This window comes from Paenibacillus rhizolycopersici, assembly GCF_014947195.2.
GTDB classification, from domain to species: Bacteria; Bacillota; Bacilli; order Paenibacillales; family Paenibacillaceae; genus Fontibacillus; species Fontibacillus rhizolycopersici.
The window spans coordinates 118962-132803 of the sequence record NZ_JADCNN020000006.1; the positions used below are offsets into that span (position 1 = coordinate 118962).

Genomic DNA, 13842 nt, shown 5'->3' on the forward strand with positions numbered 1-13842 from the left:
TAGCACAGACAGTGTAATCAGTGAAAGCTATAAAGTAGGTAGGATTACCAAGGAAGGACGAAACGATATGACAACAACCTGGACAGAAAACCACATGCCGGATCAGACCGGACGAGTGGCGATCGTAACCGGAGCCAACAGCGGGATCGGCTGGGAAGCGGCGCGGGCGCTAGCCAGCAAAGGGGCGACGGTCATTATGGCCTGCCGCAGTATCGCCAATGCCAACCTGGCCGCTGACCGGATTCAAGCACTAAAACCGTCGGGCAAAGTCGTAGTGATGGCGCTCGATTTGGGCGATCTGGCCTCCGTCCGCGCTTTTGCGACAGCCTTTCGCCAGAACTACCAACGGCTGGATCTCCTGATCAACAACGCTGGCGTGGCGCATCCCCCTTACGGGAAGACCGTACAGGGCTTCGAGCAGCAATTCGGGACGAACCACCTAGGGCATTTTGCGCTGACCGGCTTGCTGCTGGATCTGCTCGGCGCGACGCCGGGTGCACGGATCGTGACCGTAAGCAGTATTTCGCATCGGTCGGGAATCATCCACTTTGATGACCTGAACCTGGAACGGAATTACAAGCCATCGCTCGGCTATGCTCAGAGCAAGCTGGCGAATCTCCTGTTCACCTATGAGCTGCAGCGTCGGCTGGTTACCGCCGGCCAATCCACTCTTGCAGTAGCTGCACACCCGGGCTGGTCCGCGACCAATGCGCTAAGGCACTCCAACTTCATGCGACGCCTGAACCCGATGTTCGCGCAGCCCCCGAAAATGGGCGTCTTGCCGACCCTTTACGCGGCCACTGCGCCAGACGTCCGAGGCGGAGATTACTTTGGGCCAAGCCTTCTCGAAATGCGCGGCTTCCCCAAGAAGGTCGAATCGAGCCCGCGCTCGCATGACGAAGCCGTCGCGCGGAGATTATGGGCGGTTTCGGAGGAGCTGACGCAGGTCAGGTATGAGTTCGGGGCGGGAAAATAAACGAATAAAGGCTTTGGAAGTTGTAACCCGCTCAGTGAGCGGGTTACAACTTTTTGACCATTCCGGCTATCATTTGTACAATATTTATAGCCGTTAGATCGGTCGACAAAGGAATTCTCACAACTACAATAAGGTTGGAAGAAGGAGAGCTCTTATGGAATATCATGTATCCATTCATGGGAATGATCAGGCAAGTGGAACAATGGATCAACCCTTTCGTACGATATCACGCGCTGCGGCTCTAGCCATGGCCGGGGATACGGTTATCGTTCATGCCGGAGTATACAGGGAATGGGTCAACCCGGCTCATGGAGGAACGGAGGAGCATCGAATCCTCTATCGATCCGCAGGCGACGGGGAAGTCGTCATAACAGGAGCTGAACGAATTACCGACTGGAAGTCGGAGGGAGGCCATGTTTGGAGTACAGAAGTACCTAACTCCCTGTTTTCCGTTCGTAATCCCTTTGAAGAGGAGCTCCGTGGAGACTGGGTGTTTGACGGGCCCTTCCCGGTCCATCTCGGGGATGTCTATTTGGATGGAAAATCTCTGTATGAATGCGATCGTGTTGAGAAGGTTCACCAGCCCGAAATTTGGCCCGAAGCCAAATATCCCAAAGACTCCCTGTTAACGTGGTATGCCGAGGTTGGATCTGCAACAACCAAGATCTGGGCCAATTTTGGCGGAAAAGATCCTCGTAAGGAAAATGTAGAAATCAATGTCCGTCCTTATTGCTTCTGGCCTGAGAAACCCGGACTTAACTACATAACTGTAAGCGGATTCACGCTTCGTCAAGCTTCTCCACAATGGGCGCCGCCTACGGACTACCAGGAAGGTTTGATCGGGCCTCACTGGAGCAAGGGTTGGATTATTGAAAACAATATCATCAATGAATCTAAATGCGTGGGGATCAGCCTGGGTACCGAAATCGGTACCGGTCACACCCCGTCTTCGGGCAAGCATATTAAGGGGGGGACGCAACGTGAGCAGGAAGTTATTTTGCGCGCATTACGCTCCGGTTGGCATAAAGATCGAGTCGGCAGTCACATCGTTCGAGGCAATGTGATTCATGATTGCGAACAGGCAGGTATAGTGGGTCATATGGGGGCAGCCTTCAGCCGCATTTATCAGAACCGGATTTACAATATTCACCACAAACGGCTCAGACACGGTGCCGAAGTCGCAGGAATTAAACTGCATGCTTCCCTGGATACTCAAATTTGTGAAAATATCATCTATAGCTGTTACCGGGCACTTTGGCTTGACTGGCAAGCACAAGGCACCCGAATCAGCCGCAATGTATTTTTTGATAACCTATCTGAAGACTTGTTCGTTGAGGTTTGCCATGGTCCGTATTTGGCGGATCACAATCTGTTCCTCTCTCCTATGAATTTCCGAAATATGGCGCAGGGCGGAGCCTTTGTCCATAATTTGTTTGCAGGCCGATTTGTCGTTCGTTCCGAGGTTACCCGTACTACGCCGTATCACTTCCCTCACGAGACGGCAATGGCAGGGTACTCCAATATCACCGGGGGCGATGACAGGTACTATAACAACATCTTTTTGGGGGATGAAGGTGCGAATCAGGAGCCGGTTCCCATCACCTTTTTCGAGCATCTTCCGCTTAAACCAAGGGATGAAGTTGGAGAAAACGGGAAGACGGTCATGGATGGGGTTCCGGACGATTCCATCTGCTACCTGCATGCTGTGGGACTGGGAGGCTACGACAACCATCCTGATGCGAAAGATAAGAAATGGTGGGAATACACCAAAGAGGAGCTTACTGAGCTTGGCGATGCCGCAAAGGATTTCTTTATCGGAAATGCCGTTCTACCGGTGGCGATGGGCGGAAATGTATATCTTAACCATGCGGTTCCAGGCAGTCATGAGCCCCATGCGAAAATCTATGCGCAGAAAGGCATCACCGTTCAGGTTCATCCTGCGCAAGGCCGCGTGCAAATTCAGGTTAATGCTCCCGAATTGCTTCGAGGAGCCTCTGCCCTATTGGTGACCACCGACCTGCTTAGCAAGACTTATCACGCCGAGATGAAGTATGAGGAGCCGGACGGCACTCCTTATCGTTTTGACTCCGACTTTTTCGGAATCAAGAGACCTGATGCAGATGTCACACCCGGTCCGTTTGAATTGAGTGAAGAGGGTAGTTTTGATTTTGAATTTTAGATAGAATAAGGGCCCCGACCATTCGGTCAGGGCCTTTACTATACATATAGAGACGAGGGGAGTCGAACCCCTATCCGATTATGTCACCCAAGAGTCACCCCATGATAGCATTGTCCCCGCCACTTGGGGTAGTATATAATTTACTTAAAGTTTTGTGCGGAGGTGATTGTCATGAAGTGGAACGAGGTACAACATCTTTATCCAAACGAATGGGTTGTGATCGAAGCCATTCAAGCACATTCGGATGGTGATCTTCGTCTCGTTGAGGATATGGCAATCGTTCAACAGTTCGATGATTCTTCCGAGGCAATGAAACGGTGTAATGAATTACAAAGAAGTCGTCCTTCAAGTGAGTTTTACTTCTTCCATACCTCCCGTCCCAGAGTTGAAATTCGTGAACGCAGGTGGATTGGCATCAGAGGTGGCCGATGAACCTCAAGCTCATTGACGGTTTACCCTTTATCTCAGTAAAGGTAAAATACAAACATCAAGAAATCATCCTCAATAATGTCCTTGTCGACACCGGCTCTGCAGGAACAATATTTAAAGCCGAATTACTAAGGAACATTGGGATCTATCCTGAAGCAAATGATTTCACATGTGCAATTAGAGGGATTGGCGGGTCAGAGGTTGTTTTTTTCAAAACAGTAGATTCCATTGAAATTGAAGATATCACGCTAGATGAATTTGAAATCGAAGTTGGAGAAATGGAGTATGGTTTTCCGATCGAAGGTATCTTGGGATTTGACATTATGCAAGCGGCAGGAATTATTATTGATTCAAAACAATTAAAAATACATAGTAGTAACTAGCACATGATCCAACCTGCAAAGGTTACGAAACTTAAAGGCTGTCCCCAAGTCATCATGGATGACGAAAGGACGGCCTTCTTTCACTTACAACCCCTACGAATCCCTCCACCCGAAATCCTATTACAAACTCAAAGGCTGATACTCCTCCAAATGGGAAGAAAGGTTTGAAATTATCCAACGGTTCCCGAACATGGGATCAAGGAAACAGACGTGTAAGTGCCATCTATTGGAGGAACGAGGGTTTAACTTACTCTCTTATTTCAGGGAAAAATAACAATCTTGAACCGTTATACGATTACCAAACATTAATTGAAGTAGCAAATACAATAAAATGACGGAGCATGCAGTTCTACCATTTTCATTCTGAAGTAATACTAATGATCTCTGTGTTCTGAGTAGCCCCATCACTTCCTAAGGCTTGAACATAAATGCGGTCATGAAAAGTCCGGTTGCCAAAGTCCCATGTCAAAGACCAGCCGTCACTCCCATCCTTATCATAACCAATGAGTTCTCTTTCCCCCCAAGTTCCCGTCCCCGTCGGAGTAATCCAAAATAGAACGGTTTCGACATTTTTAGCCTCTACCTGAATGGTCATCGTATTCACATCTTTGTGAACAATCCACCACCCGGCATTCTTCGGCAAATCCGTGGATACCTCCAAAATTTCTGCTTTCACGTCCATGATTGGCGATTTTTCTGATACCGTTTGTTGATTGTTACACGCGGATAACAGTAAGGTGAATAAAAAATATAAACCAATGATGTTCATCCTCTTCATAATTTCCCTCCAGAAAAAATGCTGTTATCGAAAAAGATCGTTGCGTACCTCTTTGCGGATATAATCCAGACAAACATGTTCTAACGTATAAACGATATAGGTTGACCTTTTGTAACAGTCTAAGATCTCTTTTTCATTAATCAGCTCATTCACCTCTCGCTAAGTCACTTCGTAATCGCGCTAACATCTTCTCGTACTTGGTAAGATTCCTTTGTGCTTCGTACTTACTGTATTGTAGAACTTCCCTCTTTGTAAGGTATAGCAATGTCCACCATTTACTCCTGTCGCGTGGTTCCCATGTTTTCGCGAGTTCTTCGGGACTAGCTGTGTTTAGTTCCTCATCATAGGCATCCAATTCAAGCCTGGCATCCACGATCAAATTTTCTAGTAAAATTCTCCTGACCCAAACATCATGAACATAGGGTAGCAAACTACTGAAATATCGTTCAACTTCGAATTCCTCTTCTTCTGAATTTGGACCATAGCCTTGAATGGGGCCAACGATCTTGTGGTCTTCCAAATAAATTTTAACTTTAAACAAATCGTCTGCGTATTCTTCATAGAATAAGGCTCCACCTGGAATGGAATCTACAACAATCTCCATCAATGCTGCCCTCCAATACGAAATATACCGACTCGGGTCCGCGCACAAATGTATGTATTCATAAATATATCATAACTAAATTACAATTCGTATTCATAAAATAACATAAATTGTGTTATGTTATAATCCCTCACTTTCTTTCTATACTGATACGTGAGGTGATTCAAATGAGCAATGACGAGTTCATCATAACTCCAAGGGAAGATAAGACTGTAACCATGTCCATCCGCATTGAAAAAATCCTTCAAGAACAATTAGATGAGCTTGCCCGAAAAAGCAACCGTTCCCGAAACGAAATCATAAACATGGCATTGGAATACGCCCTCAAGAATGTAAAGTTTATTGATTCTACGAACGATTGAGTTTATATAAAGAGAAAAATAAAAACCCGCTCAGTGAGCGGGTTTTTATTGCGTCTTAACTATACTTTTTTTGTAGTGCCTCTACGACTCCTCCACCCGAATCCCCACCACTTTCTCGGCCAAGTCCACATCGGTGTGATCCAGTTGCACTTTCACCTTACCTAGTCTGCGAGCTTCGCGCCATTCTCGCAAATCTTCTTCATTCTCCAGCTTCAACTCGGCAATTTCACCGGCCCGATCAAACATGTATTTGCTCGTGTAGAGGCAAGTGTAGATCCCTTGCCCTCCAAGTGCAATCGGCTTGTCCCGCCGCTCCCAGTGTTCGATCGTAAACTTCACATAAAGCTCCTCTTCCGTCTTCGGACTACCTTCCAATCTAGGACGCGTCCAAACCAATGAATGCCCGTGTTCCCGGGACCTTGGAACTTTTTGCGGGACTGGCACATCGCGATGTATTCGATTTGAGTCAGCAGCTTGTGGTCGACGATATTTTTCAGCGGCATATGGTAGAAATGATGCTTCAAAGCGATATCCAACTGGGAAGGCTCCCTGAGCGAACCCACCAGGACATTCTTGCCCGAGTTGTAGTAATATTCCTTCGTCCCGCGAGGGCGAGTGGAACGTTCGTAGGCTTTCTCCGGGCTATCCTGGATGATCTCCTCCAACAGCTGGTCCATCAAATCCGTCGTGTTCGGCAGAAACGGGATCGCCCCGATGTTGACGAGCTGAATGCTTTTGTAAAAAGGATGCTCCTTAAACTTCGCCTCATCCGAATACGGAAAAAGCACATACGCCCCAAACATACTCCGCTCGTACTCGCCGTTCCGTTGATCCTGGTACACAATCGCATCCCGGTAACGGTGCATCGTGTTAATGTCGTCCTCCTCAGGCCCTGGCTGCTTATACTTCGTCCAGTAAGGCGTCCCCTCATAGGCTGGGTTCAAGCGGTATTTCGCATCAAAAATATACTTATACTCAATCGCCGCGTCATTCTTTTTCAAGGTCAGCACGTTATCCGGTCTTTGCGCCAGCGTAGAGTGACTATCCCCCTTAGGCAAGGAATTGTAGTAGAGGGTAAACACCTCTCCATTTCGTGGATTCCGATAGACCATCTTCGCCTTCTGCCCGCGATCCAGCGTCACAAAAAGCCCCGTCCGATTCACCTTAATCAAATCCTGGCTCACCAGCTCATATTTCCGCCGCATCAAATCGTGGATTTTCAGGAAACACCAGTACTCATACAACTGCGCCAGATCCTTCATCGATAACCGGAACAGATCCCCTTGAATCGAGAGCCCCTTCATCAGCAAGAGATAAATCCGATAAACCTCCCGATACCCCGGAGCCATCTGCAGGACCAGCGTGATCGAAACCTGCTTCATATCCCCGACTTGTAAAAAATCCTGCTGTAACAGCCGCTGCAACTGCGAACTCATCACGTCGATGTTCTTCAGCAAGACGGGATCCGTCGTTCCTTTCCTCGCTGCATGGGACCGTAGCTCCTTCAGCTTCGAAGTAATGCGCAGCAACACCCAGCGGATGAACCGATTCTCCGCCGTATCGAAGTCCATATACCGCCGGGTTTCAAGCACATGCGTAGGCAGCTCCTGCCCCGGAAAAAAAACTCCGGCCTTTTTCGTAGAAAAGCGATATTCTCCTTCCCCACCCGCTTCGCCCTCGACGCCTCCACCAGATGAGATTCACGGCGCATTTTGTAGTGGGGGGCATTTTTGATCCGATCGATGCCTTGGGTCAGTTGCCCAAAAACCTGCTGTAATATCGTAAAAAACTCCGTCGCACTCTGATGCCGGGTCTCCCTTAACCCGGTCAGATGAAACGTCTTGCGCAGAAAGTCAAAGGACAGATTATAAATCTGCTCATTCACCTCTCGCAAAATCACTTCGTAATTAGCTCCGAAAGGTATATATAGTAGTACGTTTTAACATAGAATCACCCTTTCAGGTGTTCTGTATCCATGAGTTCAATATACGATGGTGTCTCATCGTCACTTGGCAAATCATTTAGCATCTTTTCGTACTTGTTAAGATTCCTTTGTGCTTCGTACTTACTGTATTGTAGTACTTCCCTCTTTGATAGGTATAACAATGTCCACCATTTACTCCTGTCGCGAGGTTCCCATATTAGCGTGAGCTCTTCGGGACTAGCCGAGTTAAGCTCCTCATCATAGGCATCCAATTCAAGCCTGGCATCCACGATCAAATTTTCTAATAGAATTCGTTTAACCCTAACATCATGAACATAGGGCAGCAAATGATTGATATTTCGTTCAACTTCGAATTCTTGATCTTCTGAATTTGGACCATAGCCATAAATGGGGGCAACGATCTTTTGATCTTCCAGATAAATCTTCACTTTAAACAAATCGTCTGCGTATTCTTCATAGAATAAGGCTCCACCTGGAATGAAGTCTACAACAATCTCCATCAATGCTGCCCTCCTATACGAAATATACCGACTCGGGACCAAAGATAAGTTGGGGTGCAACGAGGCATTTTTTCTCAATCTTCGCACCAATCGTTTGTATTTATAATTGTATCATAATTAAAATACAATTTGTATTCATGTTATAACATAAATTGTGTTATGTTATAATCCCTCACTTTCTTTCTATACTGATACGTGAGGTGATTCATATGAGTAATGACGAGTTCATCATAACTCCAAGGGAAGACAAGACAGTAACGATGTCGATTCGCATTGAAAAAATCCTTCAAGAACAATTAGATGAGCTTGCCCGAAAGAGCAACCGTTCCCGAAACGAAATTATTAACATGGCGTTGGAATATGCTCTTAAGAATGTGAAGTTTATTGATTCTACAAACGATTAAGTTTATATAATAATTGAGATTCTGTTGCAGGGGCATCGCCTTGACTTGTAAGCATTAAATTATGAAAGCAAAAACCCGCTCAGTGAGCGGGTTTTCTTTGTGTCTCAACTTTTTATCCTGTAGGGATTCAAGTGGTCCCAGATTCGTTAAACAGCACATTAATTAATCATCCTTTACCCGAGTCCCCCTCACTTTCTCTACCAAGTCCACTTCGTTATGATTTCATTACAACTTTCACTTTGCCTTTTCTGTAAGCCTCGCTCCATACCCTTTTTCCAATTCCTTTTTCGCAAAAAAACATCAATTGTAACGCCCTAAGTTAAGATGCACAAATAACTCTTCATATAAGTGTATTAATTGTGCTCCTCAATAATTTTTGCAAGCTCTTCTACTGTAAACGGCGGATTTCTTTTATGAAGCATGGCATGACAATTAGGACATACAGGAACCAAGTCTTTTGCAGGGTTAATTCTATAGTTTTCTCCCAGTACCGAAACAGGCGTTAAATGGTGCACGTGTATAAATTCTTTTCCAATTGGCCCATACTTGGACTCAAATGAAAACCCACACACCATACAGTCAGTACCGTGAATCAAAAGACAAGCCTGTCTGTTAATTAAATTCCTCTCATATTTATTTACTTCGATTCTGCTTAATGAACCTTCCATAACTCCTTCAAAAAGTTCTTCCTCTTCAGCTTCCATAGGGATAAGGGGGAGTATCAATGAAATCATAATTCCTCCCCATTGAACAATAACTTGATCATATTCTGACGGTTCCATATTCTCAAATATAAAAGGCATTACTTTTAATGAAAGTTGAAAGTTTCTCCACGTAGATGGCCACTCCCATGCTTTTTCGGGATCTACAAATGACTTATTAATTGCTATTTCACAGTGAACAGAGGAACGTTTTCTTATGGAATCATACAGGGAACGAAACAGTTCTTTTTGAGCTTCAGATGCATTCCCCATTGCCCTAATCAATGCAGCGGCATAGTTGTCAGGTAAAAACTCGCAAACTAAGCTCCTCCAAGAAAAGTTAATACGAATTACAAAACCTTCTCCGAGAGCAAGATCAGCTGGACGAAGATTGATATAACCATCACCCTCACTTACCGAAAAATCAATACCATATAACTCAGCTAGTAAAAGTTGAATATGTGATTTGTCAATATTAATTACCATCATTCAACACCGGTTCGGGGAGATCCTCAACAAGTTTCCTCAGAAGTCTCGATACCTCATACCGTAACTCTTTTATATAATGTTTTGTTTCATCATTGATAGTCCCCAATTCAGCTTCACACATGGCCCAAAGCAAGGAATCCATACCTTGTACTGTTACTCCTGATGCCAGGTTGGGGACATAAACCTTATGATAATAAGGATGGGAGGTATTAATTCTTACTGCACGATGTTGATCTATAATACATGGTTCCCAAAGCAACCCATCATCAACAGAGTCAACAGCAGCTACATGTACCTCTCCTTCCTTTACTGAATCGATTACAGGCAATTTTATCTTGAATTTACCCTTTCTATTGGTAACCTCCACTTCATTTCTGTCTGCATCGGTAACTTCTACTTTCGCTAGTTGTACTGCTTTCTCTTTAGATCCGATATTGGCGTTTGAACCGTCGTGAGCACCCTTTGATACTTTGACGACTCCATTATTCACACCTTTCCGGTAGCGATCGTCGGCAGCTCTCCGGGGAGCAGGTAGAAATTGGTCTTTTAGCCAGTTATACAAATCATCATTTAGCAAAATTTTTGATTTCTTAATATCAACATTAAAGGCATCGTCCAAGGTATGATCAAATGAGAATTCTATACGCAGCAATGTACCGTGAGGTTCATTTCTGAACATTCCAAGCCAATCACCATAATGAATTAGTCTATTCTCTCTATATATATAGAAGCCCTGACGATCATTGGTTAATTTTGCCTTTCTAGCTTCATCCTCACTGCTGAATTGCTCTTTTCGCGGGATTACGTAGGCTTTAATTGTGAATGACGTCATCTGCTCATCAGGAAGTTCAACCTCCTGTTTTCTTTCTGCAACAACTTCAGTAAATGGTTCGGCGGAGCAGAAAGGATCCCACGCTTCTATAACCTGTCCGTCCAGACGTATTGTTACGTTTGGTGCATCTTCAAATGCTGGATCAAGGAATCTTTGGTATACCATTGATATGTGCTCTCTCAGGTTATCCTTAATTCTTTCCAGAGCTTTCCTTGCATATGATCCACCCTGGTCCGAGTATGATTTTAGGATTCTGTCTACCTTTTCCCAAGTTACAATTGTTCCTGACTTCCCATCAGATACCTCATCAAGCAAACTTAACTCATCATCATCTGGATCCAAAAACAACAACTGCCACTCTTGGATGCTTACATTGTCCAAATCCCATCTTGCTTTTAAAGTTGTGACGCTTGCTTTGGATCTACTCGTGACAGAAAGACATCTACAAAACGCAGTAGATGCAGTCTTGAGCCCCAACCCGAACTTCCCCAGACTTCCGGGATCTGACCTTTGATTTGAACCGTACCGCATAGCATTAATAAGACCAGCCTCATCCATCCCTGATCCGTTATCTGCAATGTATATGCTTATTTCCCCTATGTAATCCATTGTAAATCTGATATCAACCAAAGTCGCTCCAGCAGCAATTGAATTGTCAATAATATCCGCTATTGCCGTATTAAATTCATAACCGGTATCCCTTAAGCCTTCAATTATCCGGGTTGCATCTGGAGGGACTGCAATCGATTTCTGTATTGACATATTCATATAGCTACCACCTTCCAATTACTTCCTAATTTCAGAATAGTTGACGGGTTTTCAGTCAATTCACTCATACGTTGATATTTGACCAGCAATTTATCATCACTGAGACGGTGAAAGAATATCTTGTCTCCAGCTTTCAAATTGTTTCTTTTAATAAATGTTGTCATGCCTGTTAATCTATATTCGTTTCTCGTGCCACCGAACAGTTTTCCATTGTAATAAATAAAATTGAACTTCCAATGCTCTCCCGACATATCTTCAAAGACCAGCACTGTCCTCGGGTTTTTCACCTCTTTACCTAATGCGGGGAAAAATGAAAGTATTTCTTCATTTTTTGGGACCAGAATACCAGCTTGGTGTGCTCTGGTTTCCCCTGTGTCATTTGCGCTTAATACTTTTGAAACGGCCTGTGTTTTGGGTTTTTCCATTTACACTCAGCTCCTGTGTTTCGGCGTCATTGTCAATGCCTGCAAAATATCAGCATAGTTATCTGCTGTTCCATCGTTTCCGACTACTGCAGTCTCGGAAATCTCCCTTTTTCTATCCAAACGTAAATTAATCGCTTCCTCCACCGTATTAGCGTAAAATAGCCGATATATGTTAACTGGCCTAGTTTGTCCCCGTCTGTAGGCCCTTGCCGAAGCCTGATCCTCAATTGCTGGATTCCATTCAAGATTGTAATGAATTACGTGATTCGCAGCTGTAATATTAAGTCCGGCTCCGGCAGCTCTCGGATTCAAAATAAGGATTGCCGATTTAGATTCCTTTGAAAAGGCGTCAATCTTTGCTTGTCTCTCTGACACTGAAACACGCCCGTCAATGAAGTCGCAGAAAACACCGAATCGATTGGTTAAATCAGTAACCATGATGTCAGCCATCTGAGTAAACGACGTGAAAACTATTAGCTTTTCATTATTTTCGATGATTTCTTCGGTTATCTCAAGCATTCTCTGATACTTAATAAACCGCGAGGGATCCTCCATCACTTTTGACTGGAGTATGGGATGTGTGCAGTACATCCGCAGTTTTATCAAGGAGATTAAGGACGCACTCTTGCCATATTCCTTAATAATATCTTGACGAAGGGCTTCATACTCGTCAACTTCAGAATCACTCATCTCAAGAACTTGGGGTATATCGATACGGGCGGGTAAATCCTGAGCTACCTCCCGCACCCTTCTTCTCAACATAACCGGTGACACAAACTCTTCCAAAGACTGGGCCCCGTCAATGTCGTTTGTGAATCTGGATTCAAACTCTCTTAACTCACCTAGAAAACCTGGAAGAGAGAAATCCATAAGGGACCATAAATCAATAAGCTTGTTTTCAACCGGAGTGCCAGTGACAGCTATCGACGTCCTTCTCGGTATCTGCTTTACTGAAATCGATCTTTTTGCTGTAGGATTTTTTATAGCTTGCGCCTCGTCTAAAATAACAAGATTCCAGGTCACCATTTGTAACATTGATAAATCCCGAACTACAGTGTCGTAAGTAGTTACTACAATGTCAAAATTCATTAAATTCTGATAGAATCCTGTACGACCATTACCCTGATGTAAGTACACCTTCAGGTCTGGAGCAAATTTGTTTACTTCTCTCCTCCAGTTCTCCATCAGGGACACTGGGGCTATGACCATTGAGGGAGAATTAATACGAGTTTTCTCAGCTGCAATGACGGCTATTATTTGGGCTGTTTTTCCCAAGCCCATCTCATCAGCCAAAATACATCCGGCGTCCTCCTCTGAGATCATTTTCAGCCACTTGTATCCCTGAAACTGATAAGGATATAATATTCCTTTGAATAAAGGAATCTCGTGTGGTTCATTCCCACCCTGCTGAGTGGATGCCCGGAAATTCAAACTCGAATCATCAATTAAGTGGGGGGCCAGTATTTTGAAGGAAAGATACTGTTTAAGTGTAACGCGGCCAAATGAGGTAATTCCCGCTTTTTTCAGTTTTTCCGAAATATCCTCCAAGGCTCCCTGCTCAAATGGGGTCCATACATTGTCTTCGATAATGTAGTCTCTATCATTTAAATTAATAATTTGGGGGTATTCATTTACGGGCCTGACTACTGTTAGTTCGAGTTTGAGTATGGTTGATGAACCGGATATTTCGCTTCCAGCCAATACCTTTAAGGGAACCGGAACTTTAGAGAACTTCAATTGTGGCAGACTAGCAGAAGGGCGCCCCAACGCTATGTTTTTTAGAGGGAATTTTGATTTGAACTCAGACAGAAATATTTCTAAGGACGAAGGTTTATAAATACTCCCATCATGATTTTGTATGACCAGGGTATCATTGTTAATCAACTTCCAACTAGCTTGCTTCATGAGTTCTTCCTCTTTCTTCATTAGTGAGTAAAAACGAGAACTACATTTGAAGTATTATTTTTAATAAACACCATAAAAGCCCTCTGATTGTATAAAGAAGAACCGTATAGTTGTAGCTACCTTTTATTCTTCACCTGATATAAAGCGATAAGCTAGCTTGAT

Annotated in this window: 15 protein-coding genes and 1 pseudogene; 6 read left to right on the forward strand and 10 right to left on the reverse strand. The window is 44.4% G+C overall.

What is annotated here, in order from left to right; translation table 11 throughout:
- Window positions 1-67: 67 nt before the first annotated feature.
- The 4 genes from IM700_RS08755 (at window position 68) to IM700_RS08770 (ending at window position 3967) form a co-directional block, all read left to right on the forward strand.
- On the forward strand, window positions 68-976 hold the full coding sequence (locus IM700_RS08755) for an oxidoreductase (RefSeq protein WP_193417240.1): 909 nt from the start codon (window positions 68-70) through the stop codon (window positions 974-976).
- Window positions 977-1130: 154 nt separating this feature from the next.
- Window positions 1131-3155 (forward strand): right-handed parallel beta-helix repeat-containing protein, encoded by a 2025-nt coding sequence (locus IM700_RS08760; protein WP_193417241.1) that lies wholly within the window; start codon window positions 1131-1133, stop codon window positions 3153-3155.
- Between the two features lie 171 nt (window positions 3156-3326).
- Window positions 3327-3587 carry a hypothetical protein gene (locus IM700_RS08765; RefSeq protein ID WP_178024368.1) on the forward strand — a complete coding sequence of 87 codons (261 nt, stop codon included), beginning with the start codon at window positions 3327-3329 and terminating at the stop codon, window positions 3585-3587.
- Window positions 3584-3967 carry a retropepsin-like aspartic protease gene (locus IM700_RS08770; protein WP_193417242.1) on the forward strand — a complete coding sequence of 128 codons (384 nt, stop codon included), beginning with the start codon at window positions 3584-3586 and terminating at the stop codon, window positions 3965-3967. The genes IM700_RS08765 and IM700_RS08770 overlap by 4 nt, the downstream gene beginning before the upstream one ends.
- A 358-nt stretch (window positions 3968-4325) precedes the next feature.
- Here IM700_RS08770 and IM700_RS08775 read toward each other — a convergent pair whose 3' ends face one another.
- Together IM700_RS08775 and IM700_RS08780 are read right to left on the reverse strand one after the other, a co-directional pair.
- Window positions 4326-4745 carry a hypothetical protein gene (locus IM700_RS08775; protein ID WP_239483717.1) on the reverse strand — a complete coding sequence of 140 codons (420 nt, stop codon included), beginning with the start codon at window positions 4743-4745 and terminating at the stop codon, window positions 4326-4328.
- A gap of 145 nt (window positions 4746-4890) precedes the next feature.
- Window positions 4891-5349: a hypothetical protein gene (locus IM700_RS08780; protein WP_193417243.1), complete on the reverse strand. Its 459-nt coding sequence runs from the start codon at window positions 5347-5349 to the stop codon at window positions 4891-4893.
- Between the two features lie 167 nt (window positions 5350-5516).
- Between IM700_RS08780 and IM700_RS08785 the strand changes: the two genes are divergently transcribed.
- Window positions 5517-5711, forward strand: a complete 195-nt coding sequence (locus IM700_RS08785; protein WP_016313935.1) for a ribbon-helix-helix protein, CopG family — start codon at window positions 5517-5519, stop codon at window positions 5709-5711.
- 81 nt (window positions 5712-5792) lie between these two features.
- Here IM700_RS08785 and IM700_RS23110 read toward each other — a convergent pair whose 3' ends face one another.
- The 4 genes and pseudogenes from IM700_RS23110 to IM700_RS08795 form a co-directional block, all read right to left on the reverse strand.
- Window positions 5793-6050, reverse strand: coding sequence for a hypothetical protein (locus IM700_RS23110; protein ID WP_239483718.1), 258 nt, complete (start codon window positions 6048-6050; stop codon window positions 5793-5795).
- Window positions 6047-7093, reverse strand: coding sequence for a nuclease domain-containing protein (locus IM700_RS23115; protein WP_336244890.1), 1047 nt, complete (start codon window positions 7091-7093; stop codon window positions 6047-6049). The genes IM700_RS23110 and IM700_RS23115 overlap by 4 nt, the downstream gene beginning before the upstream one ends.
- Window positions 7085-7611 (reverse strand): annotated as a pseudogene (locus tag IM700_RS23120) (DUF2357 domain-containing protein); the annotation flags it as partial. The gene IM700_RS23115 and the pseudogene IM700_RS23120, both read right to left, overlap by 9 nt.
- Before the next feature lie 50 nt (window positions 7612-7661).
- The gene (locus tag IM700_RS08795; RefSeq protein WP_193417244.1) at window positions 7662-8156 is read right to left on the reverse strand and encodes a hypothetical protein; all 495 of its coding nucleotides are present in this window, start codon (window positions 8154-8156) and stop codon (window positions 7662-7664) included.
- Window positions 8157-8365: 209 nt separating this feature from the next.
- Here IM700_RS08795 and IM700_RS08800 point away from each other — a divergent pair, with 209 nt between their 5' ends.
- A complete protein-coding gene (locus IM700_RS08800; RefSeq protein WP_016313935.1) occupies window positions 8366-8560 on the forward strand; it encodes a ribbon-helix-helix protein, CopG family in 195 nt (64 codons plus the stop codon).
- 353 nt (window positions 8561-8913) lie between these two features.
- On the opposite strand, the gene IM700_RS23125 is transcribed toward IM700_RS08800, so the two are convergent.
- The 4 genes from IM700_RS23125 to IM700_RS08820 are packed head-to-tail and all read right to left on the reverse strand — an operon-like array spanning window position 8914 to window position 13680.
- Window positions 8914-9747, reverse strand: coding sequence for an HNH endonuclease (locus IM700_RS23125; protein WP_239483719.1), 834 nt, complete (start codon window positions 9745-9747; stop codon window positions 8914-8916).
- Window positions 9737-11350, reverse strand: coding sequence for an ATP-binding protein (locus IM700_RS08810; protein WP_204801133.1), 1614 nt, complete (start codon window positions 11348-11350; stop codon window positions 9737-9739). Before IM700_RS08810 ends, IM700_RS23125 begins: the two co-directional genes overlap by 11 nt.
- On the reverse strand, window positions 11347-11775 hold the full coding sequence (locus IM700_RS08815; RefSeq protein WP_193417245.1) for an EcoRII N-terminal effector-binding domain-containing protein: 429 nt from the start codon (window positions 11773-11775) through the stop codon (window positions 11347-11349). The genes IM700_RS08810 and IM700_RS08815 overlap by 4 nt, the downstream gene beginning before the upstream one ends.
- Window positions 11776-11781: 6 nt before the next feature.
- A complete protein-coding gene (locus IM700_RS08820; protein WP_193417246.1) occupies window positions 11782-13680 on the reverse strand; it encodes a DEAD/DEAH box helicase in 1899 nt (632 codons plus the stop codon).
- Between the last annotated feature and the right edge of the window lie 162 nt (window positions 13681-13842).